This window comes from Microcoleus sp. Pol12B3, assembly GCF_036701355.1.
Taxonomy (GTDB): domain Bacteria; phylum Cyanobacteriota; class Cyanobacteriia; order Cyanobacteriales; family Microcoleaceae; genus Microcoleus.
Map to the genome: position 1 here is coordinate 17,036 of NZ_JAUBQS010000023.1, position 26,998 is coordinate 44,033.

Sequence of the window (26,998 nt, forward strand, 5' to 3'; positions counted from 1 at the left end):
TGATACATACTTTAGGGTGCGTCAGCAATTAGTTGTGCAGAAAATACGGTCTTTTAACACACCCTACTAAACTTTTGATTACCGCAAACCCCCATCTATCCCCGCTAAAATCTGCTCAGCTTGCCCGCACAAAGCAGCGTGACAGCAACCGTTACTCGCCAACAATCCCCCCCACTGACTCACATCTCCCCGGTTATATTGCAAAGTAGAACCGTCAAAACGAGTAAATCGGCCGCCCGCTTCTGTCAAAATCAATTCCGGCGCCGCCAAATCCCAATCTTTAGGCGCCGACTTTCCCGAAAGAGCAATATAAACATCAGCTTTTTGTTCCACAATTGTCGCAATTTTACAGCCGATACTACCGACAGCTAGTTGATTTTGACATGGCAGTTTTTGTAACAATTGATTAAAGCGATCGCCCCGGTGAGTGCGGCTAGTTACTATAGATAAATCTGCCACTATATTTCGCGCCGAAACCTGCAATTTGACCGCAGACCCGTCCCGATTTTCCATAAAAGCACCCGCATCGCGGATTGCGTAATAAATCTTTTGCTGTTGCGGCCAAGCCACCACTGCCAATATCGGTCTTCCCTCAAAGGCTAAAGCAATGTGAACTGCAAATTCACCTGTTCTGTCAATAAAATCTCGCGTTCCATCCAAAGGGTCAATAATCCAAACCCAACTTTGAGGTAAGGGAACTTGACCGTTGGTTTTCAAATAAGATTTGTAAGTTTCCTCGCTGAGATACCCAAATTCTGCATTCCCTAAAGCCGACTGCAATTCGTCGAGAATGTAAGAATTGACTGCGACATCGGCGGCGGTGACGGGGCCATCTTTTTTTTCTTGGATGTCGAGGTTAGGAGTGTTGGAATCCTGCCGATAATAGGATTGTAGGATATCTGATGCACTCCAGGCGATCGATCGGGCAATTTCGCTGATTTCTTCGAGATTTTTCATAAATTTCTTTTTTGTGAACCGCAGATGAAAGCCGATTAACGCAAATTTCTGTAGGGGCGGTGCCCCCGTGCCCGCCCCGGAAAACCATACATTAGCAATTACCAATTAATATGAGGATATTTCCATTCATAATAATTGGGAAATACAAAATTAGTAAATGAAACCGAAATACTAACCTCCAATGATTTTACATGATGCCACCAACCGACAGGAATAAAGATAGCTTCTCCAGGTTCCAAAATCACTTCAATAATTTTCGCATCTCTGTAAAGTGGGTATTTGTCATAATCGGGATTCTCGCCGTCAACTTTGCTGAAAACTCCGACGTGATTGTAAAGCAGAGGTGTTTGTTGCGGAGAAATCAATTTAATTAGTTTGCGACCAGACACTTGAGCTAAAATTAAATTAACTGGGTCATGGTGCAGCGGTGTAATCGTGCCTTTCGGACCGAACCAAAAGAAAACTCTGCCTTTTGTATCCGTGGGATTTAGATATTCTGGGAAAATTTCAATGTCGTCGAATAGGGGCTTAAATTCCTCTCTTTCCAGAGTTTTGTTGTTAGCAACCATGTAGTAGTCGTTGCTAGGTCCGCCCTTGACTACCATCTCTACATATTTGCGGAACAAAACAATTTTCTTGTGATTTTCTATCTTAATTTCGTAATTCGGGTCTGAGTTGCGGTTAGCTTGAATTTGTACCTCTGCATCGCCGTATTTTTGCTGCAAATATTCCGGCGTCCACAACTGCAACGCTTTCCAGTTGTGCATAATATTGGTAATAATTACTGGGGTATTTTTGGCGTAGTAATTTTCGAGAAAATACTCTCTAGAAAGGCTGCTTTTGCGTTCGATTGTGCCAAACTTGGAAGACAATGCAGCTAATTGATTGTTAATCCTGAGATGGGATTCTAATTTCTGCAATAACTGGACGTAATGGCTTCCTGCTTGAAAGTAGGGATGAGAGGAAATTTCCCTCACTTCTGCGGTGGCTGTTTCCGCATTTATGCCGGTATTTACTAGGGCTTGAATGATTTCTTCGTCGGGTTTATTTAATAATTTATTAGCCGCCACCCACTGTTTCATATTGTCGGGAATTTCTTGTTTGCTTGGAGTGAGTAGATTGGGCAAGTTTTGTGTCAGCCATTCTAGGTTAACTTGCTGTTGTTCTGTGAGGGTAATCCGCAAAGGGGGAAGGGTGATAGTTAGGGGTTGGGTGTCAGACATGATTCGGGTATGTTGTTTTGGGAGTGTTTTGTGTGACTTTAACTTGTCTTACTAATATAGCAATTTTGTTAACGAACCGCGAAGGCGCTAATGCCGCGAAGGAAGAGAAGAGGTAAGTTCACCAATTTTGTCGAACTTGCTGTCAGGATTTTAACTCAACAAGTGCTGCCAGTTCAATTTTTCTAGCTTTGAGCGGTTTTAACCGGATAGTTTGGTTAATTTTTATTTAAAATTAAGCCTTATTCATCCAAGCACGAGTTCCGAAACTTTTGCAGGAATGGGAAGCTATTTTAGCTGCTGCAGTGAGAGTATCGGTAAAGTTATTTTGCAATATGTAGTGACAGAAAGCCCCGTGAAAGATGTCGCCAGCGCCTAAAGTGTCTGCGGCTTGAAGTTGAGGTACTTCTATACTGCCATAACTGTCATTGCTGAGGTATAAAATTGATTTTTCGCCGCGAGTGATGGCAATATGGGAAATTCCTGCCGCTGACAGGTAAGCAAAGACTTGTTCTGAATTGTCGCAGTCTGGCGGATGAAAGTTATCCGAACATACGGCCCATTCTATAAAAGGCAATATTTCCTCTAATCCGGGTTTCCAACTGCCACCGTCGAGGACAAGGGGAATGTTTTTTGACTTTGCAAGTTGAGCAATTTGTTTGCTGGCTGCGATTTGATGCCCGTCTACCAGTACAATATTAACTGATGTTAAACTATCATGGTTAATTGTTTGACTGTCAACTTGCGATTTCGTAGCATTGATGGAAATTACCGATCGATCGCCCGTTGCTTCAGTTACAATAATCGAGGACACTGGCGGCGAGTGCGATCGCCCGGGTTCCAAATCGATTATCCTGATATTATACTCCGCTAAGTCTGCACGAATTAATTGGGCGATCGCGTGAGTGCCCAAAACACCAGCCCATACCGCCGCATTCCCCAAATAGCTAAAAGTGACCGCAGCATTGGCCGCGGGCCCGCCCGCAGCAATGGTACAATCAGAAGCAACAACTTTCTGATTTTCACCCGGAGGCTTCTCGGTCAAATAAACTAAATCTAAAGTTGCCAATCCCAAAAATAATCCCGTTTTCATATCGGCGTTAATCCGCGTTCATCTGCGGTTAAAAAATCCCACTCTTAAAATGCAAGCAAATCCCAATACAGGAACACTTTACATCGTAGGAACCCCGATCGGCAACCTCGAAGACATGACATTTCGCGCCATCCGAATTTTACAAACAGTAGACTTCATCGCCGCCGAAGATACCCGCCATACAGGCAAACTTTTGCACCATTTCCAAATCAAAACGCCCCAAATCAGCTATCACGAACACAACCAACACCAACGAGTGCCCGAACTCATCGACAAACTGCTTTTAGGCAAAGATATGGCCCTCGTCACCGATGCCGGAATGCCGGGAATTTCTGACCCCGGTTCCGAGTTAGTCAAAGCTTGCGCCGATGCTAATATTAACATTATTCCGATTCCCGGCCCGACCGCTTGCATTGTTGGTATAACTGCATCAGGATTACCCACAGAAAGATTTGTATTTGAAGGTTTCTTACCCGTGAAAGGTCAAGAACGCCAACAGAGTTTAGAAGCTTTGCAAATAGAATCCCGCACTATAATATTATACGAATCTCCCCACCGATTGCGGCAAACTTTACAAGATTTAGCAACTACTTTGGGAAGCGACAGACAGATTGTGCTGGCGAGAGAGTTAACTAAAATGCACGAAGAGTTTTGGCGTGGTAGTATGGAAAGTGCGATCGCACTTTACACCAATCGCGAACCCCAGGGAGAATTTACCCTCGTAATTGCCGGCATCCAAACAGCAGCCCCAATATTTTCCGAAGACGCCATCAAAGCAGAATTGCAAACATTAATTGCAGAAGGCATAAGTCGTTCCCAAGCCAGCCGCCAACTAGCGCAACAAACATCTCTCCCCCGCCGCCAAATCTACCAACTCGCCCTCACAATTGGCGACAATGAATCGCTAGAACAACCCTTAGATGACTTGTGAATATCTCTCTTCTCTTCTCCTCTGCGCCCTCTGCGGTTAAATAAAAAAAGCTAGATACTCACACTCAGAATTATATGGTACGCGGAAACTACGATCGACAAAAGCCATATTTACGCAACCCCCACATCAACAAACCAATCGCCGAAATTTATGCAGACTTAGACGCCTTTAGCTGGGAGATATTTGAAGACCAACCCCACCGCTTCGATACCGTCAGTTTCTACGTCTTGCTTCCCCCACTGTTTTACGAAGGGCGTTTCATCAAAGGAATTTATTTCAGCGAAGCAGTCGAACTCATCAACAAACTATTTCCCCAACTTTCCTCAGTATTTTTATCCTTCGCCTATTCGCCCGGAATCTCCTACTCCTGGGCCCCCATAGCTGACGCCTACTCCAGTTTATACAAAAACCCGCAGCGGGATAAATGGTTTCGCAAAACTTATCCCGATCGCGCCCACAAACCAATCATACCACTGCAAGACACCGACTTCATCAACGAATACTTAATTTCCCCGCGCAACGTCCCCGCCAAAGACATAGACTTGCTAGCCGTCTCCCGAATTTCCGAAGAAAAAAATTTGCCAATTATAGCCAAAGCCTTAAAAATTTACCGCCAAAAATATCCGCAAAAACCGATTAAATTAACTGTAGTCACCGGCCACGAATTTGATGCTAGCAACCTGAAAACTCTCGACCAGTACGCCTTAGAAGAATGGCAACAAGTCGAAGAAATTTTAACCAATCCCTCCGACTACATTAACTTAGTGCCGAGAGTTGACTACTACAGCGAAATCCCCACATATTATTCGCGAGCCCAAGCATTCGTCCTCGGTTCCCTCCTCGAAGGAAAAAACCGGGGAATTACCGAAGCCATGAGTTGCAACGTACCAGTAATTTGTTTTGAAGAATTCAACCAATACGCCAGAGGCAAATCGCCTGTTTTCCCCGAAGGTGCGGGTCTTTACGCCAAATTTGACCCAGAATCTCTCGCAGATACTATATATACAGTATTGGAAAATCAAACTGAATTTAAGCCGCGATATCAGTATTTAAAGCATTGCGGGCGCAAAAACTTTTTCAATACTTGTATAGACAGTTTTCCTTACTATCAGCACAACATTCCCGGCTACAAGCCGGGAGATGCTATTAACAATTTGTGGCTGGATTTAGCCGTTCAGCAAAATTATCAAGTTAGCTTAAACAGCTTTCTGTACGGAGGTTCTCCCCTATCTCATATTCGCGGGACAAATGCGATACAGCACAATCTCGGTCAGTTAACAAAATTTAAATGACAGATAATTGGGAATGATTAAACTGCAGAGGACACAGAGGCAGAGAAGAGAGAGATGAATACTTCTGAGGTCCAGGGATTTGAGATTAGTTTTCATAGGGAGAACTTTCGCTAAAAAAACCGCGGAATTCATTTCCTAGTGACTGGTAGATGGTGGGCTTAAGTTGAGACTAATGCCATATACCCTATGACAATATCCTTAAAAATCTTACTTGCCAAAACTCTAGCCAAATTAACAGGAACAGCATTGCCGACCATTTTGTATCCATCAGCAATATACTTGTACTTAAAAATAAACTCATCCGGGAAAGTCTGAACTCTCGCGCACTCTCGCACAGAAAGCCGACGGTAAGGCTGAGGCGAATTGGGGTCAAAAATGCGCTTGTCTTTGCCAACCAAAATCATTTTACTAGCTTGAGGATGGAGAGGCGCGTGTCTGCCGCTTGCCTGAATTGTAAACGAAGGTTCTGACCAACTTCTAACTCGATTGCGCGACATATAAAGGCTGGAAAACCCCAAATCCGCACATTCGTGATTTGGGACAGAATCGTGATAATTATCTAATTTACCATTAACTGATATAGGCGCGATCGCCTGCAAATCAAAAATCGCATCTTTCAGCGTCAAAACCTCGGTTCCAGGTTCGGGAAACTCAAAACCAAAACCCAGAGTTTCCCGATAGCCAACAACAATCACCCTTTGCCTATCTTGCGGAACCCCAAAATTTCTAGCATTCACCAACTTGTACGAAACCCGATACCCGATGTCCTCAAACTGCGATAATATATAAGTAAAAGCATCCTTGTTTCTGGGGGCCAAGATACCGCTAACATTCTCAGCTAAAAAAAACAAAGGCTGCTTGTCCCGCACAATTCTGATATACTCCCAGAAAAGTTGACCCCGACTGTCATCAATTCCGCGTTTCGCCCCGGCTTCACTCCAACTTTGACAAGGAGGCCCGCCGATTATCCCAATACAGTTGGGAATTTCATCAGATTTAATTTTTCTGATATCTCTGCGATCTAAAATAGTTTCAGGATGATTGTAATTATACGTATCCCAAATAGACTTATCATATTCATTCGCCCAAACCGGATTAAACCCAGCTAAGCGAAAACCCAAATCCAACCCCCCACAACCAGAAAACAGAGAAATAATATCAAAAGCCACCTTTTTTCGCCCGCAATAAATACAATAAATCAATTATAAACCTCTCTTTTCTTAGATATCTATTTCTTTCTTCTCTCACTCTGCACCCTCTGCGGTTAATAAAAAAATATAATTCACACACAAACAGAATTTATCATCCTCAATGAATGCAGAATCCATCCTCCAATCTTACCAACACTTCGGCATCCACCTCGGCCTAGAAAGAATCAAACAACTTCTAGAAAAACTAGATAACCCCCACCAAAAAGTACCCATTATCCACATTGCAGGCACCAATGGCAAAGGTTCCGTTTGCGCTTATCTCTCTTCCGTACTAACAGAAGCAGGCTATCGAGTCGGGCGCTACACATCCCCGCACCTAATCGATTGGACAGAAAGAATTTGCATCAACCAAAAACCGATTTCCCCAACAGCATTGCAACAGTGTCTAGAACGAGTTGTCGCCGCCACCGAAAACAACACCGAAACACCCACTCAATTTGAAATAATCACCGCCGCAGCTTGGCGGTATTTCGCCGAACAAAAAGCAGATATAGCAGTCATAGAAACTGGATTAGGAGGAAGATTAGACGCGACTAACGTTTGCGAAACACCTCTCGCTAGCGTCATTACTTCTATCAGTCTCGAACACTGGCAAATACTCGGCCCCACCGTCGCAGATATTGCTGGGGAAAAAGCGGGAATTCTTAAAGCAAAATGTCCGGCAGTTATCGGAGAATTGCCAGAATCAGCTAGAATAGTAGTAGAAAAACGCATTCAAGAATTAGACTGTCCGGCGACTTGGGTAAAACCAGCAGTAGATTTAGGACAAGGATTCGCAGAATATCAGTTAAATCAAAATGCGGTTAAAATAAAATATCAATTGCCGCTGCTGGGAAAAATTCAACTAATGAATTCAGCAATTGCGATCGCCACTTTGCAAACTCTCCAAAACCAAGGATGGCAAATATCCCCAACCGCCATCGAAAACGGTATCGCCAAAACCCAATGGCCCGGAAGACTCCAGCAGACAACTTGGAAAAACCGCAATATATTAATTGACGGCGCGCACAACCCCGCCGCAGCGATCGCACTGCGCGAATATGTCGATAATATTAACAGTTCCCAACCGATTAACTGGGTAATTGGGATTCTTGCGACTAAAGACTGCGATGATATTTTGAAAGCATTACTCAAAAAGGGCGATCGACTTTACCTAGTACCCGTACCCGATCACAACTCATCATCCCCCGCAGAACTAGCCACTCTAGCTCAAATTATCTGCCCCGAATTAACTCTCTGTCAAGCCTTCTCCGACTTAACAACAGCTTTAGATGCTGCTGTTACAGGTGACAACCTAACAATCCTTTGCGGTTCCCTTTATCTAATCGGCTATTTTCTGCAACAACAACAATCCCAAGCTTAAACGCATCAGCATTGTGTTTCTTCCTCAGTAAAGATAGGAGGCCACAATTCCGAAACTGGCAATTCCCAACCGGGAAAAAGTTCTGCTACTGTTAAGATATCGCCATTTCCTAAAACAGTCGGTTCACCTGTAGAGCGATAAATAGTTACTGTTTCTTCATCAGGATCTATCAGAATTCCGACGATCGCACCCAATTCTATAAACTTCAAAACCTTGGTTTCTATAAGCTTAATGCGATCGCTCTGAGATTTAATCTCAACCACCAAATCGGGGACAAGTTCTCCAAAATAACGCGGACTTTGGCGCAAGCGGGCGGCGCGCACAAAAGAAACATCCGGTGCTTTGACATTCGTATCCGGCATGATGAAACCGCCTGCAGAGTCAAAGACTCTCCCCAAGCGACGGGGATAAACCCAGTTACCTAGTAAGCGAATCAAAATACTGCTGATTTCACTGGATACGATGTCTGATGGCCCCACAATTGAAAGTCTCCCGTCTTCTAGTTCAATTTTGTAATCTAAACCCGCTTCGGAAAACAGGGTTTGAACTTGGTTTAAATCTTTGAGTGTCATCGCTGGCATAAGAATTTTATCCTATTTCGATCTGAGCTTTGATTTTAACACAAGTCAAATTTATGAATATTTGAGGAATTCAGGCTATATTCCTACAAATCAGCAATCAATCTGAATGGAGAAAGGCGATCGCACAGGATAAATAAAGTCGGTTTCTGGGATGAGCGATCGTTCTTATCAACAAACATTTATCTCTAAAATAGTTGCGATTGACTTATCCAGAGTTCTCCTCCGACTCCGCCGGGTGAAGAGAGGGTAATTTCATCATTCGGTAATAACTTAAAAGCTTATAGATTTTTATATATGACGACACACATTCCGATTATTTAATAATACGTCAAGTGGCAGAAAAACGCAAGGGGCAAGAGCAAATAAAATCCCGCCCCTGCAATTCAAAACTACCTTTGGTCCCAAGCCTTAGCCGCATCAGCCACAGCCTGTTCTACCGATTTCTCATCCAACATTGCCGCCTGCAAATTGTCATAAATCGCCTTTTGCAACTTTTTAACATCCTTGAGAGGCGGAATTAATAGCTCGGCGGAACTCAACCCAGAAGCACTAACAATCCGAGCTCGATCGGCAGCCGGAGCATCAGTCGGAACGCTCTTAAAATAATCGTCCTTTAAAGCCTCAACCGTAGAAGGCAAAACATTAGCAGCCTTAGCAAAAGCCAACTGATTTTGAGAATTAGTCACGTACAAAGCAAACTTGACAGCATCATCAGGGCGCTTGCTGTCGCGGGGTACAACCAAATTCATCACCGCCACAGTCTTCTTCCCTGTTTCCCCCGTAATTTGAGGCGCAGCAGCCGAAACAGCACCAATACTCGGAGCATTCTCAGAAATCGCCTTCAAAAACTGAGGCCCAGAAGCCAACAAAGAAGTTTCTCCAGCTTGATAAAGCTCGATCGCCCTGCGATGTCCCTGCACCAAAACATCCTGCGGCAAAAGTCCACCCTTGTACAAATCCACCCAATACTGAAAAACAGCTTTGCCCTTAGCAGTATTAAAAGCCGCCTTGCCTTTAGCGTCAATCAAAGGCACACCCATCTGCACGAAAGATTGCAAAACCTCGGCCGAATCTTCCGGCACAAAAGTCACAAAAAAAGCAAACTTACCAGTCTTTTCCTTCACCTGCTTCGCCACCTGTGCCAACTCGGCATAGGTAGCGGGAGGCTTAGCAATTCCCGCCTTCTTCAACAACTCCGTATTGTAAATTGTCACCCCAGTCGTGAGATACCAAGGAATGCCAAAACTCTTGCCGTCGAGTACGCCAGCTTTCCAGATATTTGGCAGATAGGTCGATCGAACTTGCTGCGGAATCCGAGAATCCAAATCCAGCCAAGCATTGCGTCCCGCCAAAAGCGAAGCAAAATCGGGATTTAGGTTCACCACATCCGGCGCTGTTTTCGCCGAAACAGCCCCCAAAATCTTGCTTTCCATCGCCGACCAAGGAACGTCCACCCAACGCACCTTCACCCCCGGATTTTCCGCTTCAAAACCGGCAATCGTCTTGTTGAAATACTCAGTAAACTGAGGTTGAAGCTGCATAGTCCAGAACTCGATTTCCTGCGTATTATTTGCCTGGGAATTAACAGCCGGCTTGCCACAACTCACCACCGCAGCCAGCAGCAGCCCTACCAGTCCAAAAACAGCAAACAGTTGCCAAGATTTACGTTTCATAGAATAAAATTTGAGAGTTATGGGAACCGTTAGATAACAAAGCGTGAAACGAAGCTATCCCTTTCCCCGCAGGGTTTCCCGTTCCCCGTAGGGGTTCCCGTAGGGTAGGGTAGGGAATCGCCCGAATCAAGCGCGATCGAGTCAGTAACAGAGTTTTGTACCTGGGCCCAGGAGCGAGATAATCTGTTTTTGTGCAGAATCAGCAGGTTTTCGGCCGATCGAGCTGGAATTTATTGACATTCGCAGCAGAATAGCTATTGTCAAGTAAATTGGATAGCATAAAATCGGAACTAGCGATCGCGCAACACAGACGGAGCTGCGTAGCTACGGCGGGATACCGAGATTACAGCACTCTTTCGGCAGTTGGAAACCAACCCTCCAACACCGGACTCGCTGAATCAGGCTGGCCAACAACAAAAGAAAAAAATAGCAATTACCGGCGACCCAATCACATGGTTAACTTTTTCAAAGGTCTACTTTCCCAACGCCAGCCAGGAATCGGGATTGAAATAGCCCCAGACCGCATCAACATCATTCAGCTCGAAAAGAAAGCTCAGGCATTAAAATTAGGCATCCTAGCCTCAATAGAAGTTCCAGAAGACATAGTACAAGAAGGACAAATAGTCGATCCGCCGGGAATGGCAGAACTAATACGTACCGTCCTCGCCGACAACAAAATCAAAGCCAAGCGAGTAGCCACAGCCATTCCCGGTCGCGAAGCCGTCATCCGCCTCATCCCAGTTCCTGCAGAACTCAACGAAGAAGAACTGCGGGATTACATGAACGCAGAAGCAGGACTGTACTTGCCGTTTCCCAGAGAAGACGCGGACGTAGACTATCAAAAAATAGGCCTATTTGTAGATGACGATGGAGTAGAAAAAGTACAAGTCGTGTTAGTAGCAACCCGCAGAGAAGTTACCGACACATACATCGAAACCTTCAAAGAAGCCGGACTGATTATAGACGTACTAGAAGTAACCAGTTTTGCTCTAATCCGCACCCTCAAAGAACAACTGCAACAATTTTCCTCCCAAGAAGCAGCAGTTCTCACCGCCATAGAATTTGACAGCACCGAGTTAGCTATAGTAGTGGACGGTATACCTCAGTTCAACCGTACCATCCCGATCGGCACCTACCAAATCCAGACCGCCCTCAACCAAGCCATGAACCTGCCGCCAACCAGAGACACCAGCGAACTGCAAGGCATGACCCTGCCCGTCACAGATACAATGGGCGCATCGGGAGACGCCAATCCGGGAACAAATGCGATGATAAAAGTATTGGGAGAACTAGCAGACGAACTGCGCCGCTCAGTAGACTTTTACCTCAACCAGAGCGAAGAACTAGAGGTAGCGCAACTGCTGCTAGCAGGCCCTGGAGCTGCGATCGGCAAACTAGACGAATTTTTTATGCAAAGATTAAGCTTGCCCGCATCTCAAGTCGATCCCATCGAAACCCTAGGACTCGAAATCAGCCAAGAAATTACCCCTGAACAGCGAGCAGGTTTAGGAGTCGCGCTAGGTTTAGGACTAAGGGAGGTTATGTGACCTAACAGTTTTAGATGAGAGAAAAACCCATTTGAGAATTTTAGGTAAAAATCCCTTCCAAAAGAAGAAGGTAGAAAGTAGAAGGTAAAATATTGGAGGTAGAAGGTAGAAGGTAAAAGGTAGAATATATCTGAAGTAGAAGCAGCCCCTTCTTTCAGTAGAAGGCAAAAAGTTGTTTCTTTCTTCCCTAAATAAATCCTTCACTTGTACCAGCAATCTTGGGTTCTGTCTAAAATCTCAAGTTTCAAATTTAAATCTATAGCAACAGCCAAGACTGTTAGGACATTCTTAATTGCTCAAACATAAGCGGTAAATCAGTTTTTCCTTCTTCCTTGTGTCTTTTACCTTCTACCTTGTGCCTTCTGCCTTCTTCCTTCTGCTATAAAATCGAGTGAAGCCATGTACAGCCTAGATATTAATTTTCTCAACGACCGTCCGGACTACAAACCAGTTGCAACCAAAAGCCCAGCTAAAAAAAGTTCCGGTGGAGCCAAAGACCAACTGCCCATATATGGGGCGGTGCTGTTTGCCTTCGGGGTCAACGCCGCCGTCCTGGGCGCCTGGTGGTGGGCGACTAACGAAAATAACAAGTTGGCCCAACAACAAGCAACCATCGACCAAGAACTGGTAACGTTAAACACTCAAGCCAGCACCATCAAAGCCATCAACGCCGAAACCGACCAAGTTACCGCCGAATACAAAGCATTAGCCGGAGTATTCGACCAAATTAAACCTTGGTCAGCGATGCTGCAAGACCTCAGCGCCCGCACTCCGGCGGGAGTGCAAATTGGCAAAATCGAGCAAATCGACCCCAGTCCCTCCCCCGTTGCAGCAGCACCCCCACCCCCTGCAGCCACCCCCGCAGCCAGCCCGTCCCCAGGAGCGAGTCCGTCTCCAGCCAGCCCTACCCCGGCTGCAGCTCCCCCTCCCGTCGTCCCGCAGCAGGCAGCAAAAGTACAAATTTCAGGGATAGCCAGTACCTTTGCTCAAGTTAACGACTTTATGCTGCTAGTCCAGCGCTCTCCTTTCTTCCTTAACACCGATACCAAACTGATAGCGGCCACCTTAAAAAACAACCCCGTACAATTACAAGTACGCAACCAAAACGCAGCACCACCAGAACTTCCCAAACTGCGACCGGTAGTGGAATATAAAATTGAAACGACGCTCAGCCCGACCGGAGCCTCCGAGTTGCTCCCCGAGCTCCGCAGCAAGCAAGCAGACGGGCTAGCAATACGGATAGAAACACTTCAAGAAAAAGGAGTGCTAGAACCACAAAAACCAGAGGTGAAAAAACAATGACAGCAAATCAGTTTATTCCCAGCGGCGCACAAGCAGAAGAGACAGGGGCTCAGGAAATATTCGGCATTAAGCTGACACCCCAAGTCCAAGCAATCGGCATCGCGGTTCTCGGCCTCCTACTCGCTGGCGGCCTCGGCTACCAGTTCGTACTTCCGGAATTCCAAAAAAGCGGCGAATTCCAGCAAAAACTTAGCGAAAGCAAGCAAACGCAACTGCAATTGAAAACTCAAATTCAAAAAAAGGCAGAAGCAGAAGCCAAGCAAGAAGAAGCAAAACAGCGTCGGGCAAACGTGACGGCAATGTTTGCCAGCGACGCCAGCGCCAACACGCTTTTGCTTGACATGACGCAACTGGTTAATAGAATCAATGCCGGCGTGCAAGGAGATGACCTCAAGGCTAAAATTACCAAATTTGAGCCGGATATGCCCCCAGCGGCAGCAACCGCCGCGCCGGGAGCTCCAGACCCTGATATTCTCGCCGATACTTCCTTCGGGCCCTCCCTGGCTGGCAAGCTCAGACGCAAAAAATTTAAGGTAGAGTTTGAAGGCACTTTCGCTCAAACCCGCAATTTTATGCGTAACTTGGAGTTGATGCAGTCGCTGTTGGTAGTGAGGAATTTGAAATCTGAATTGCTAGCATCAAATCAGCCCATTGAAGTTGACTTTTTGAAAGGAAAAATAGTCCCTGTGGAGCAGCCGCCAACTAAAATTAAAACTGCTTTTGACTTGCACGCACTGCTGCCGTTAAAGCAAGAAGAAAAAGCGCCAACTCCGGCTCCAAGTCCTGCTGCTAAGTAGCGGTAGTTGGGCGGATAGATATTAGCTATTGTTCCCAACTCGCTCTTTCACAAGAAGGCAGAAGGCAGAAGGTTGAAATTGGATGATTGAAGGTAGAAGTCAAAAAATATGAATGCCATTAAATAGTTCTTTTTATATGGCAATCAACAATTTGCTCTAAAACCTAATTTCTTCTAATACCAGTTTCAAAAAGTAATGGAACTGTATAGCAATTTTTGCAGGAGTCGTAATTTTTTTACCCCACCCCAACCCTCCCCTTACAAAGGGGAGGGAGTAAGAAATACACAAATGATGCGAGGATTGCTGTAGGATAGCTTCTAACCCCTATGTCATCTGTTATTCCCAATCGAAAATCTAAAATCGAAAAGGGCATAACTTCTTCGTTTAAAAAGGCTCGAAGCGAGAATATTTTAGTGAGTTTAGCAGCTAGCGACAAAAGACTGCGAACAAAAAATAACAAAGTGTAGTGGAGGAGAGAACGTGAAACAGCATCTACGGTTAAGTGGAGGACTCTTATGCAGCGTTGCAGGAGTTGCGATCGCCCAAGCCCCCGTCTGGGCAGCGCCCACTCAAGTCACAGGAGTGCAAGTAAGTCAAGGCAATAATGGCGTAAATATTGTGCTGGCGACAGAAAAGGGCGATCGCCCGCAAGTTTTCGCCATCAATAACGGCAATACTTACCAAGCCACAATTGTTAACACCCAGCTTCGCTTGCCACAAGGCAACAGCTTCCGTCAAGATAACCCCGCTCCAGGGATTTCTTCCGTAGAAATCAGCCAGGTAGAGGCTAACAGCATCCGCGTTGTGGTAGCCGGCACCAACGGAGTTCCCAACGGACAAATTGTGCCGGGACAAGGCCAAAGCATCGTCCTCAGTGTAGCCGGAGAGGGCGGTACAGCACAGTCTGCCCAAACTGTACCCCCGCCGCCTCCGGGACTGCCACTGAGCCAAACAGCTCCCCGGCAGGCTCCCCAAGTCCGCACGTCGCAAAACCCAGGCGTGCTGCTGCCAAATCCCGAAGTTACTGTTACCAGAAACGATCGCCCGCCCCTCCCCAGCGAAATTCAATCCCAGACAAATCAGGCGGCGCCTTTCCAGCCACGGGCAGTTGCGCCGCCCTTGGGAGATATCGCGGTGTCCAACATAGCCCCCGGCGCGGGAAATATTGAACTGAGTTCGGGAGAACGCATCCCCCGCTTGGTGCTGCGGGATGCCCCAGTCCGGGACGTTTTGGCTCTGCTGGCCCGCGCTGCTGGATTGAACATTGCTTTTACAGGTGGCGGTGCCCCCGCTCAACCGGGCCAGCCCGCAGTGCCTGGTCAGCCGGGAGCCTCCGGCTCAGATGAAGGGCCCAAGATTTCTTTGGACATCGAAAACGAGTCGGTGCAAGATGTCTTTAATTACGTGCTGCGGCTCAGCGGGCTGCAAGCTAACCGTCAGGGGCGGACGATTTTTGTAGGGACTAGCTTGCCGATCGACTCGCGCAATATTATCATTCGGACTCTCCGGCTCAATCAAGTTCGCTCTACGGATGCAGCTAACTTTTTGAGCGCTCAAGGTGCGGAAACTCAACTGCCGATTACTCGGGTGACGATTCAAAGCGTGGGCCAGGGAAATGCGGCGCGGGATGTGGAAATTAGGGAACCGGACATTAAGGCGATCGGCGCTAGGGAAGGCACCGGGCCGCTCTTACTGAGGGGACTGTCGGTGCTGGCGGATTCTCGGCTCAATTCCATCACTTTAGTGGGAGACCCGCGCAAAGTTGACATGGCTGTGGCTTTCTTGACACAGCTAGATTTGCGCCGCCGTCAAGTTGCAGTCAACGTCAAGGTGATCGATATCAACTTGTTGGGAAACAACAACACCAGCAGCAGTTTCTCTTTCGGGATTAATAACAATTTCTTCGTCAATGACAATGGGGCGGCAAGTCTCAATTTTGGCGGCATCAATCCGCCCAATACAACGCAGCTCGATCAGAGCTTGACCGGTCGGCCGATCATCGGCAACCCTTTAGGAGAGCTGGAGCCTTTCTACGATGCGAACGGGCGGCGTATCGTGCCATTTACAGGTCAAGGTCTCGAAGGTCCCGCCAAAGGTGTGTTCCTCCAGCCGACAGCCCCAGTTACTAATGACCCCACGCGAGTGGGAATTACGGATTACGAGCCAGGCTCGACGACAGGCTCCGGAACTGCAGAGTTCGCCCTGTTCCCGGCGTTCCAGTATCCAAGGAGGTTCCTGTCTGCGTTGCGGGCAACTATTCAGAGCCAGAATGCCAAAATCCTGACCGATCCAACTTTGGTGGTTCAAGAAGGAGAAACGGCGAATGTGAATATTACTGATGAGGTGATCAGTAACATCACGTCCGACACCCAGACTACCGGAAATACAACTACCACAACGGTGACGGCTGTCAAAGACAGGGCGGGTTTGCAGTTGGGGGTGGCGATCGACCGGATTGACGACAACGGCTTTGTGTCTCTGCGGGTGAATCCGATTATCAGGACACCGGGCACCACTCAAAACCTAAGCACGGGCCCGAACACCAATACTATCAGGCTGCTGGGCGAGCGATCGTTGCAATCGGGGCTAATTCGCCTGCGGGACGGTCAGACTTTGATTGTTTCGGGGATTATCCGCGACGAAGAACGGATTACAGCGAACAAGATTCCGATTTTGGGAGATTTGCCGATTATCGGTTCGCTGTTCAGGAGTACCAATAAGGCTAACCAGCGAGCGGAGTTGATTGTATTGCTGACACCGCAGATTTTGGATGATAGCGATCGATCGAACTTTGGCTACCAAAACAACATCAGTCCCGACGCCCGCCAACTGTTGCAGCGCAGCCAGCCCGTCCAGCCGAGACAGTAGGAACGAAGGAAAAATGCCTTGCTGTCAACTTTCCACCCTCTTTCCCCTGAACTCGACAGTCCGACAGGGGTTTCAACCCCTGCTTCAAAGCTAAAGTCCTCTTGCATAGGACTAAAGAACTCATTAGTCCTATGCAAGAGGAGTATAAATCAATACTCCGGACAGTTTTTGAGACAGAGGCTGAAACCCTCATTCTACCGTTAGCATTAGATCTCGCTGAGAAGGCTGAAACCCTCATTCTACCGTTAGTGCTTGAAAACTGTCCGGACTATTGATAAATCACTCTTTCAGTCGTCTAAAGACGACTTCTGCTATGAGACAGGGACTTCAGCCCCTGGCGGGTTTAGAGAGAATGAAACAGCCCTGCCCCGCTGGCGAAAGAAAGAGGGGAAAGAAAGAAGAAAGAAGGAAAAAACTTTTCCTTTAGCCCTTGACAAATTACATTTTATTCCTTCTATTTCTTATTTCTTTAGGCTTTCAAATCCACCGAGGCGACAAATCTTCTCTCCAAGGTGGTATTTTTTTACCTAAATTTTGGGATTAATTAAAAAAAATTAGCAAGTTCCATATAAATTAAAGGTTCCACCGATCCATAACGGTCGGCAAGACTTTAGAATAATGCAGTGAAAATTAGATGCTGTGGGGTTTTCAGCACTTAGAAACAAAAATTCCTTTTCTGACCAATTACCCTAGGGTAATTAGTATTCAGCAGGAGTTGTGATTCGAGGAAGCGGACGGGAGCAATAGGGAACCACCCAAACCTCCCAATCCACACCTCAATCCAGTTGATCGCTCACGGCTAATAGTTGAACTAACTCTGTTTAACGTAATTTTGCAAATCCAGAAGGAGTTCGCAATGAACAAAGGTGAATTGGTTGATGCAGTCGCGGAAAAGGCTAGCGTGACGAAAAAACAGGCAGATGCTGTTTTGAGTGCCGCCCTTGAAGCAATCATGGAAGCTGTCTCCGATGGCGACAAGGTGACGCTGGTCGGTTTTGGCTCGTTTGAGTCGCGGGAACGCAAGGCCCGCGAGGGTCGCAATCCCAAAACTGGCGACAAGATGGAAATCCCGGCAACCAGAGTTCCTGCATTTTCCGCAGGGAAGTTGTTTAAGGACAGAGTTGCACCCCCGAAAAACGCGGAATAGCTGGCGAACTGAGTCTTGATTAGACCTGTACACGGTGGGAATTTAGCTTGGGCAGCCGCACTGGCAGGCTGCCCTGCCTCTGCTATTCTGGATTTTTCTGCCAGTATCAGTCCTTTGGGCCCTCCTGAGTCGGCCCTGGATGCGATTCAATCACACTTGAGCAGTCTTACGGCTTACCCAGACCCGGATTATGGAGAGCTCAGGACTGCTTTGGGTGAGGCTTTGAATGTTGACCCGGATTGGATTTTGCCGGGGAATGGTTCGGCGGAATTGTTGACTTGGGCGGCTTGGGATTTGTCGAAGCTTCCGGCGACTTATTTGGTGACTCCGGCTTTTGGCGATTACTGGCGGGCTCTTTCGGCTTTCGGGGCGAAGGTGCTCAAATGTCCTTTGGATCTCCAATTGTTGGATGCGGAGCCTGTTCGCCGCTTAGTAACGGATGATTTGTCGGTTTCTAACCGTTCCCTTGTCTCCCCTTCTTTCCGTCTCCCGGTTCCTCTTGCTCTCGATGCCGAGAGAGGTTTGCTTCTGAACAACCCGCACAATCCTACGGGTTTACTGTTTGGGAGAGAGGCGATTTTGCCTTATGTGAAGCAGTTAGGTATGGTGGTGGTGGATGAGGCCTTTATGGACTTTCTACCGCCTTCTGAGCAGGAAACTTTGATCGATGCTGTTGAGGAGTTTCCGAATTTGGTGATTTTACGATCGCTCACTAAATTCTATTCTCTGCCGGGACTGCGCTTGGGCTGTGCGATCGCCCATCCCGATATTCTGCGCCGCTGGCAGCAGCAGCGCGATCCTTGGCCTGTGAATGCTTTGGCTGCTGCTGCTGCTGCTGCTGTGGTTCGAGATGCTGCTTTTGAGCGGCAAACTTGGGATTGGCTTCCTGTTGCTCGCTTTGAGCTATTTGAGGCTTTGGCTAATTTACCGGGTTTGCAACCTTTTCCAGGCGCGGCTAATTTCTTGTTGGTTGAGTCGTCTATGTCGGTTTCTTCTATTCAAAAAAGTCTGTTGGAACGACACCGGATTTTGATTCGGGATTGTTTGAGTTTTCCTGAGTTGGGCGATCGTTTTTTTCGGGTGGCTGTGCGCTCCAGGACGGACAATCTGCAGCTGATTGCTGGACTTAGGGATGTGATTAGTCGTTAACTAGGAAATTCATTTCACGCCAGCATCAAAGATTTGGCGTGAGATGAATGCCAGTGAGTTTAAGACTGCACATCTTTGATACAGCCGGTCAACCGCAGATACAAGGGAGATGAACGCAGATAAATGCAGATAATTTCAAGAATTAAGAGCTAAGGAAAGCAATTCAAGTCTGCTGACTACTGACTATTGACTACTGACTACTGACTTCTTTATTTATGCTTGACTATGATTTAGTGATTATTGGTGGAACTCCGGCCGGACGTTATGCTGCTTTGACTGCAACTAATTTCCCGGCTCGCGTTGCTTTGGTGGAACCGCTAAGTAATTCCCAAGATTTGCCGACTGGGGGGAAAGAGTCGATCGACCTTGGTTTGAGATACAGCCAAACTTTGAGGGAGGCTGCTCGTTTTGCCCAGCAGATCGGCCGCCAGCAGTTGGGGGTTCGCTGGGAAGTCGCTAATTCCTCTATGCCGATCAAATTAGGGTTTGACGGCGTTCTCAAGTGGGCCGAGGGTGTTGTTTCTAATTTGTCAGAAATTGATGATCTCGGCGTTTTGGCTGCTCGCGGTGTCGATGTTATTTTTGGCAGCGGCGAGTTTGTGGCGAAACCGGATTTGGCTTTCGTTGTCGGCGGGCGAAAATTGCGATCGCTTTGTTATTTGCTAGCTTGTCCAACTCTGCCGGCGATTCCCAATATAGAAGGACTTTCGTCTGCTGGCTTTTTTACTTCGGAAACTGTCGGGGAATTAGCAAAACTTCCACAGTTGCCTAAAAGTTTGGCTGTAATCGGCGCAGATCCCAGCGGTGTCGAAGTGGCTCAAACTTTTGCTCGATTAGGGGTTACTGTTACGCTTGTGGTGAAGGGTTCGCACATTTTGACGAAAGAAGACCGAGAGGCTGCTGGCTTGGTTCAAGCTGCAATGGAAGCTGAGGGAGTGCGAATTCTGACTGCTACTGAGGTGACTCAAGCGAGGGTGATTGATGGTAAGAAGTGGATTCAAGCTGGGCCAAGGGCGATCGAAGCTGAGGAGATTTTTCTGGCCACGGGCCGCCAGCATCATTTTGCATGGTTAAATCTCGAAGCCGCTGGGGTTAAATTCAGCGATCGGGGGGTGATTTTAAATGAAAAGCTGCAAACAACTAATCGCCGCATTTACGCGATCGGCGATCTTGCTGGGGGTTATCCGTTCCCTCACATCGCTAATTGCGAAGCTGCGGTTGCTGTGAAAAATGCTTTGTTTTTGCCGATGTTTCAAATAGATTATCGCGGGATTCCTTGGGCGATTTTTTCTGACCCGCAATTGGCGAGGGTTGGCTTGACTGAAGCGCAAGCAAGGCGCCGTTTTGGAGACGATCTCATTATTTGTCGCGAATATTTCAAGAATGTTGAAAAAGCTCAAATGTCCGGGGATACAACTGGTTTTTGTAAGATTGTCGGGCGTCGCAACGGGGAGATTTTGGGAGCGAGTATTGTGGGACCGCAAGCTGCTGAGTTGATTCACGCGATCGCTTTGGCTGTGCGTCACGGAATGAAGGTGGAGGCGATCGCCGAACTTCCTTATATTTGGTCGAGTTTTTCGGCAATTAACGGTCAAACTGCTGCTGTTTGGGAGTCGCAGCGCTTGGGCAGCAATACTTTTATGCAGAATTTGTGGGAGAATTTGTTTCACTGGCGCAGGTATTGGAAGTGAAACAATCAAAGGGGTAATTGGTAATTCGTAATTGTAAGTATGTGAGTGGCAAAATATAATTGACTTGGGCTAGTTCCATAGTCTACTTATCAACTTTGGCATTTAATGCCTGGTTCACTTATTAGAGTGGGGCAGCTTGTTCTGGCCTCTCGACCAATAATTCGGCTGGCGATCCCATGAATCTTCATTTGTCCCAAATCTGACACACAAACTCAATTTTCTATGCTTCCAACTTTAAATTACGCTCCGACAGAATTGTATTAATGACATTAAATTATCACCTAAACTATACATTAAAACTTAATAGGCGATCGCATACAAGCATCGGTGTCAAAAATACTCTTAAGTACCTGATTAGTCTCTTTAATTCCTCTTCTATAAACTGCTGTCGTTCAATCAGCCTTAGCCTCCTTCATTTTCTACTGAGTCTTAACTCAAGTATAAACAGTTATTGCATAAACAATTCAAGTATTGTTTTAAACTCGTGCTTTCATAAGTTGAACCACAAAGTATATTAAGAAAAATGTAATACAATGAATAGCACAGCAGATAGAGCGACAATAGTAGATATCAACTCTCAGAAACTTCAGGCTTTATAGAAGTAGTAGGAATACGTAGGTATGACTAGCATCACAAATCTTTTTCTAGGATATCACATAAACGAGCAAATATACGCAGGTAATCGAACTGTAGTTTATCGTGGCATTCGCTCGGAAAATGGGCAGCCAGTCGCGATCAAACTGCTGCGAAATGACTTTCCCCGGTTCAACGAACTGGTTCATTTTCGCAACCAGTACATCATTGCTAAAAACTTAGATATCCCTGGCAGTGTTAAGGCATACAGCCTGGAGACTTACCATAACCACTATGCTCTGGTGATGGAAGACTTTGGCGGAATTTCCTTAAGTAACTACCTTGCTAGTCTCGCATCCGATAGCAACGAACCTCTAGAAGGCTTGCCCGTTAACGAGTTTCTTCCCATTGCCATTCAAATTGCCAACGCCCTGGACGGACTTTATCGCCACCACGTCATCCATAAAGACCTCAAGCCCGCCAACATTCTGATTAACCCCACCAGCAAAGAAGTGAAGCTGATTGACTTCAGCATCGCTTCCCTACTTCCTCGCGAAACCCAAGAAATTCAAAATCCTAACGTCCTCGAAGGCACTTTACCCTACATATCTCCAGAACAAACTGGCCGGATGAACAGGGGTATTGACTACCGCACAGATTTCTACTCTGTAGGAGTAACATTCTACGAATTACTAACAGGAAAGTTACCATTTCAAACAGACGATCCAATGGATTTGGTACACTGCCACCTCGCCAAACAACCTATCCCAGCCTCAACGACCAACCAGAGTGTTCCATTGGTGCTGTCTGAGATTGTCAGCAAACTGATGGCGAAGAATGCTGAAGCTCGGTATCAAAGCGCGATCGGACTCAAGTTTGATTTGGAAACTTGTTTGTCCCAGTGGCAAGAGACAGGGGCGCTGACTAACTTTAAAATAGGGGAGCGAGATGTGTGCGATCGCTTCTCTATCCCCGAAAAATTATACGGTAGAGAAAGGGAAGTATTCTCCCTGCTAGCGGCCTTTGAGCGGGTCAGTGGGGGAAGTACCGAAATGATGCTGGTTGCCGGTTTCTCCGGCATTGGCAAAACCGCTGTTGTCAACGAAGTTCACAAACCAATTGTGAGACAGCGAGGCTACTTTATTAAAGGCAAATTTGACCAATTTCAACGCACCCTTCCCTTTTCAGCATTTGTCCAAGCTTTTCGCGATTTAATGGGACAATTGCTGTCAGAAACAGATATTAAAATTGAAGAATGGAAGGTGAAGATTTTGGCAGCTTTGGGCGATAGCGCTGGGGCGATCGTTGAAGTCATTCCCGAACTCGAACGTATTATCGGCTCACAACCGCCAGCCCCAGAACTTTCTGGCAGTGCCGGTCAAAATCGCTTCAATTTGTTATTGGAAAAGTTTATTCAATTATTCACAACAAAAGAACATCCTTTAGTTATTTTCTTGGACGATTTGCAATGGGCAGACTCAGCATCGTTAAAATTAATGCAACTGCTGATGAGTGCTGCTGATAACTGCTATCTCTTATTAATGGGAGCTTATCGAGATAACGAAGTGTTTCCAGCACATCCCTTGATGCTGACCTTAGCAGATATTCAAAAAACTGAAGCAAAGGTGAATGCGATTACCTTAGCTCCGCTCGATCGAGCCGACGTGAATAGTTTAGTAGCCGATACTCTAGCTTGTTCTACAGCGTTGGCTCTGCCTTTGACAGAACTCGTTTATCAGAAAACCCAAGGCAATCCATTTTTCAGCACACAATTCCTCAAATCATTGCATGAAGATGGGCTCATTAAATTTAATTTTGAAGAGCGGTATTGGCAGTGCGATATTGCCCGAGTGCGAACCTTGGCACTAACAGATGATGTAGTAGAATTTATGGCACTTCAGTTGCGAAAGTTGCCAACCCAGACACAGGAAGTTTTAAAGTTAGCTGCTTGTATTGGCAATCTGTTCGATTTAGGGACTTTAGCAATTGTTGATGAAAATTCGCCCCTAGAAACCGCAACAGCTTTATGGAAGGCACTAGAAGACGGGCTAATTTTACCCATTACCGAAGTTTATAAGTTTTATCAAGTAGAGGGGAATAGCGCATCGGTAATCGGTAATGGGAAGGAATCTGACCAATTATCATTTACCCACGACCAATTACCCAAATATAAGTTTTTACACGATCGCGTCCAGCAAGCAGCCTATTCTCTCATTCCTGAAGACCAAAAGCGCTCTACTCACTTAAAAATAGGTCAACTGCTGTTAAAGAATACGCCAGAAGCCGATCGAGAAGAAAGAATTTTTGATATTGTCAATCACTTAAATGTGGGATTTGAGCTAATTACCCCGGAGGCAGAACGGGAGAAATTAGCACGATTGAATCTAGTTGCTGGAAAGAAAGCCAAAGCGGCTACTGCCTATCGTGCTGCGGTTGACTATTTCAAGATTGGCAGGGAATTACTGACAGCAAATAGTTGGCATAATCAGTATGAAGTAACATTAGCGCTGCATACCGAAGCAGCAGAAACAGCTTATCTAAGCGGTGACTTTGAGCGGATGGAAGAATTGGCATCAGTTGTGGAAAGCTGCGCCAAAATGCTACTGGACAAAGTGAAGGTATATGAAGTACAGATGCAAGCTTACATGGCGCAAAATAAGTTACAGGAAGCGCTGAATACGGGACTACAAGTTTTAAAACAGTTGGGGGTAGAGTTTCCCTGCGAGCCAAATCCGTCTGATATTGGGCAGGCATTAGGGGAAACCGCCTCAATTTTGAGCGGAACGCGGATTGAGGACTTAATTGAGCTGCCTCAAATGAGCGATCTTTATAAACTAGCAGCTATGAGACTTTTATCAAGTATCTTTGCTCCTGCATACATTGCTGCTCCTGCACTGTTGCCTTTGACTGTGTGCAAACAAGTACAATTATCCGTCCAATATGGGAATGCTTTTGTTTCTCCCTTTGCTTACGCCAATTATGGTTTTCTTCTTTGTGGAGTTGTGGAAGATATTGATTCAGGTTATCAGTTCGGTCAATTGGCTTTAAGTCTAGTGTCAAAGTTAAATTCTCAAGAAATCAAAACAAAGACAGCCTTCATAGTAAATTTATTTATCCGACATTGCAAAGAGCATCTCAGGGAAACCTTAGAGCCTTTGGTGTCAGCTTACTCTAGCGGAATGGAGGCAGGAGATTTAGAATATGCCGGCTATAATTTATTACAGTCTTCCTGTTCAGCTTACTATAGTGGCAAAGAACTGAATCTCCTTGAAATAGAGATAGCAAGAAACAGAGATGCTATTCATAAAATCAAGCAAGAAACAGCGCTTAATTATATAGAAATTTATTGGCAGGCCATCTTGAATTTGCTGGGAAAAAGTGATAATTCCTCCCTTCTAAAGGGTGAAGCCTGTGACGAGCAGATGAAGCTGCCATTTTACCAGCAAGCGAACGATAAAGTAGGAGTTGCATACATATATTTAAACAAACTTTTACTTTGTTATTTGTTTGAAAAATACTCAGAAGCGATTGATAATATCGCTATAGCAGAGAACTATTTAAATGCAGTAATAGGAATGCCCGTTGTTCCTGTTTTCCATTTCTACGATTCTTTGGTGCGGTTGGCGGTGTATTCTGACACTCCACAGTCAGAACAACATGAACTTCTTGACCGAGTACAAGCTAATCAAGAAAAAATGCAAAAATGGGCATATCATGCCCCCATGAATCATCTGCATAAATTCTATATAGTAGAGGCAGAACGGCATCGGGTTTTAAACCAAAAAATAGAAGCGATCGAGATGTACGACAAGGCTATTGCCCTCGCCAAAGAGAACAAATACATCAACGAGGAAGCTCTAGCTCACGAACTCGCTGCTAAATTCTATTTAGAATGGGGTAAAGAAAAACTGGCAAAACCCTATTTAATTGATGCTTACTATGCTTACGCTCGTTGGGGAGCAAAAGCAAAGATTGACCATCTAGAACAGCGCTATCCTCAATTGCTTGCTGTGATCCTGCAACAGGAGCGAACTAGCCAGAATCCGAGCGAAACAATTCACACATCCACCCATAGTGAATCATCCGTATCTAACACGAATAGAACAATTATCGGTAGCACCAGCAGTTGGGGCTTAGTAGATTTGCCGACAGTTATCAAAGCTTCTCAAGCTCTATCTAGCGAAATTAAACTCGATCAATTGCTCACTACCCTCATGCAAGTTGTGGTGAAGAATGCCGGAGCACAAAGCGGAGCCTTAATTTTGAATGAAGAGGGAAACTGGAGGCTCAACGTCCACTGCACAAACCGTCAAGACTGCCTTCTGCAATCAATTCCGGTTGAGGAGAGCGAAGTAATTCCTCTGAGCCTGCTCAACTACGTCAAACGTACAAAAGAAACCCTGATTTTTGATGATGCTAGCAATCAACCAAGATTTGCATCTGACCCCTACATAATCCAACACCAACCTCAGAGCCTGCTTTGCACTCCAATCAGCGAGCGAGGGAAAATGATGGGGATTTTGTATTTGGAAAATAATTTAGCAACAGGGGTATTCACGGGCGATCGCGTCGCCATCCTAAACATCCTTTGCTCCCAAGCTGCAATTTCCTTACAGAACGCCCGACTGTATCAACAATCTCAGGAATATGCCCAAAAACTAGAGCAGTCTATTGAGGATCTCAAACAGATGCAACTGCAATTGGTGCAAGGTGAGAAAATGTCTGCTCTCGGCAATTTAGTCGCAGGGGTAGCCCACGAAATTAACAATCCCGTAGGCTTTATCGCCGGCAACTTGCAACCCGCTCAAGAATACGTCGGGGATTTATTCAATTTGATCGATCTCTATCAAGAAACATTTCCCAATCCAGGAGGGGAAATTGAAACAGAAATTGAGGATATGGACTTGGAGTATTTGCGAGAAGATTTGCCCAAGTTAATTGGCTCAATGAAGGATGGAGTCGATCGCATCCGCAATATCAGTACGAGTTTGAGAACGTTTTCCAGGGCAGACAGCGATCGACCAGTTTCTTTCAATATTCACGACGGACTCGAAAGCACTCTCCTGATTCTCAAGCATCGTTTAAAAGCGAGCGAGTTTCGCCCTGCCATTGAAGTTGTGAAAGAGTATGGTGATTTGCCGCTCGTGAAATGCCTTCCCGGCCAGTTGAACCAGGTATTTATGAACGTACTGGCGAATGCCATTGACGCTCTGGAGGAGTCAAATAAGGGACGCATTTTTCAGGAAATTAAAGCCCTCCCCAATCAAATCACGGTTCAAACTGCTCTGAGCGAAGACAACAATCAGGTTTTAATTCGCATTAAGGATAATGGAGTGGGGATGTCGAATGAAGTCAAGGAAAACATCTTTAACCACTTATTCACAACCAAGTCTGTGGGTCAAGGAACCGGATTAGGATTGTCTATAGCCCACCACATTGTTGTGGAAAAACATGGAGGTAAATTAGTTGTGAATTCCTCATTGGGGCAGGGTTCGGAGTTTGTGATTTCTGTTCCAGTATGAGCAGTTCGTGCTAGGCTTTTACCGCATAGAGTACCGCCCCCCAACTCGGAACCTCGTTATTACAAGAAAGAGGACACGGGG

At 46.1% G+C, this 26,998-nt stretch carries 17 protein-coding genes; 11 read left to right on the plus strand and 6 right to left on the minus strand.

The features are described 5' to 3' along the window. Positions 1-78: 78 nt before the first annotated feature. The 3 genes from QUA53_RS13715 to QUA53_RS13725 all read right to left on the minus strand — a co-directional run bounded on the left by QUA53_RS13715 (position 79) and on the right by QUA53_RS13725 (position 3,270). Positions 79-957: an inositol monophosphatase family protein gene (locus tag QUA53_RS13715; RefSeq protein WP_333097731.1), complete on the minus strand. Its 879-nt coding sequence runs from the start codon at positions 955-957 to the stop codon at positions 79-81. A 98-nt stretch (positions 958-1,055) separates the two neighbouring features. Further along, complete coding sequence (locus QUA53_RS13720; protein WP_333097733.1) at positions 1,056-2,180, minus strand: cupin-like domain-containing protein; 1,125 nt, start codon at positions 2,178-2,180, stop codon at positions 1,056-1,058. A 232-nt stretch (positions 2,181-2,412) separates the two neighbouring features. Then, entirely contained in the window at positions 2,413-3,270 is an 858-nt protein-coding gene (locus QUA53_RS13725; protein WP_333097735.1) for a PfkB family carbohydrate kinase, read from the minus strand. Between the two features lie 49 nt (positions 3,271-3,319). Here QUA53_RS13725 and rsmI point away from each other — a divergent pair, with 49 nt between their 5' ends. After that, on the plus strand, positions 3,320-4,201 hold the full coding sequence (rsmI, locus tag QUA53_RS13730) for a 16S rRNA (cytidine(1402)-2'-O)-methyltransferase (protein WP_333097737.1): 882 nt from the start codon (positions 3,320-3,322) through the stop codon (positions 4,199-4,201). A 74-nt stretch (positions 4,202-4,275) separates the two neighbouring features. After that, complete coding sequence (locus QUA53_RS13735) at positions 4,276-5,493, plus strand: glycosyltransferase (protein WP_333097739.1); 1,218 nt, start codon at positions 4,276-4,278, stop codon at positions 5,491-5,493. Between the two features lie 158 nt (positions 5,494-5,651). On the opposite strand, the gene QUA53_RS13740 is transcribed toward QUA53_RS13735, so the two are convergent. Then, on the minus strand, positions 5,652-6,662 hold the full coding sequence (locus QUA53_RS13740; protein ID WP_333222635.1) for a DNA cytosine methyltransferase: 1,011 nt from the start codon (positions 6,660-6,662) through the stop codon (positions 5,652-5,654). A gap of 142 nt (positions 6,663-6,804) precedes the next feature. On the opposite strand from QUA53_RS13740, the gene QUA53_RS13745 reads away from it, so the two are divergent. Beyond that, positions 6,805-8,067 (plus strand): folylpolyglutamate synthase/dihydrofolate synthase family protein, encoded by a 1,263-nt coding sequence (locus QUA53_RS13745; RefSeq protein ID WP_333097742.1) that lies wholly within the window; start codon positions 6,805-6,807, stop codon positions 8,065-8,067. A 5-nt stretch (positions 8,068-8,072) separates the two neighbouring features. Here the strand turns inward: QUA53_RS13745 and QUA53_RS13750 are convergent, their stop codons facing one another. Then, on the minus strand, positions 8,073-8,648 hold the full coding sequence (locus QUA53_RS13750) for a Uma2 family endonuclease (RefSeq protein WP_333097744.1): 576 nt from the start codon (positions 8,646-8,648) through the stop codon (positions 8,073-8,075). A gap of 389 nt (positions 8,649-9,037) precedes the next feature. Further along, complete coding sequence (locus QUA53_RS13755) at positions 9,038-10,321, minus strand: sugar ABC transporter substrate-binding protein (protein ID WP_333097745.1); 1,284 nt, start codon at positions 10,319-10,321, stop codon at positions 9,038-9,040. Between the two features lie 452 nt (positions 10,322-10,773). Here QUA53_RS13755 and pilM point away from each other — a divergent pair, with 452 nt between their 5' ends. From pilM to QUA53_RS13795, 8 genes are all read left to right on the plus strand, one after another. Further along, positions 10,774-11,868 (plus strand): type IV pilus assembly protein PilM, encoded by a 1,095-nt coding sequence (gene pilM / locus QUA53_RS13760; RefSeq protein ID WP_333067299.1) that lies wholly within the window; start codon positions 10,774-10,776, stop codon positions 11,866-11,868. A gap of 399 nt (positions 11,869-12,267) precedes the next feature. Beyond that, on the plus strand, positions 12,268-13,170 hold the full coding sequence (locus tag QUA53_RS13765; RefSeq protein WP_333097747.1) for a PilN domain-containing protein: 903 nt from the start codon (positions 12,268-12,270) through the stop codon (positions 13,168-13,170). Next, positions 13,167-13,967 carry a pilus assembly protein PilO gene (locus QUA53_RS13770; RefSeq protein WP_333097749.1) on the plus strand — a complete coding sequence of 267 codons (801 nt, stop codon included), beginning with the start codon at positions 13,167-13,169 and terminating at the stop codon, positions 13,965-13,967. Before QUA53_RS13765 ends, QUA53_RS13770 begins: the two co-directional genes overlap by 4 nt. Positions 13,968-14,447: 480 nt before the next feature. Then, positions 14,448-16,835 (plus strand): AMIN domain-containing protein, encoded by a 2,388-nt coding sequence (locus QUA53_RS13775; protein ID WP_333097751.1) that lies wholly within the window; start codon positions 14,448-14,450, stop codon positions 16,833-16,835. 838 nt (positions 16,836-17,673) lie between these two features. Continuing rightward, a complete protein-coding gene (locus QUA53_RS13780; RefSeq protein WP_278187376.1) occupies positions 17,674-17,982 on the plus strand; it encodes an HU family DNA-binding protein in 309 nt (102 codons plus the stop codon). A gap of 15 nt (positions 17,983-17,997) precedes the next feature. Then, positions 17,998-19,131 carry a threonine-phosphate decarboxylase CobD gene (gene cobD, locus QUA53_RS13785; protein WP_333097753.1) on the plus strand — a complete coding sequence of 378 codons (1,134 nt, stop codon included), beginning with the start codon at positions 17,998-18,000 and terminating at the stop codon, positions 19,129-19,131. A gap of 215 nt (positions 19,132-19,346) precedes the next feature. Beyond that, the gene (locus tag QUA53_RS13790) at positions 19,347-20,822 is read left to right on the plus strand and encodes an NAD(P)/FAD-dependent oxidoreductase (RefSeq protein WP_333097755.1); all 1,476 of its coding nucleotides are present in this window, start codon (positions 19,347-19,349) and stop codon (positions 20,820-20,822) included. 620 nt (positions 20,823-21,442) lie between these two features. Beyond that, positions 21,443-26,917: an AAA family ATPase gene (locus tag QUA53_RS13795; protein ID WP_333097757.1), complete on the plus strand. Its 5,475-nt coding sequence runs from the start codon at positions 21,443-21,445 to the stop codon at positions 26,915-26,917. Positions 26,918-26,998: the final 81 nt, after the last annotated feature.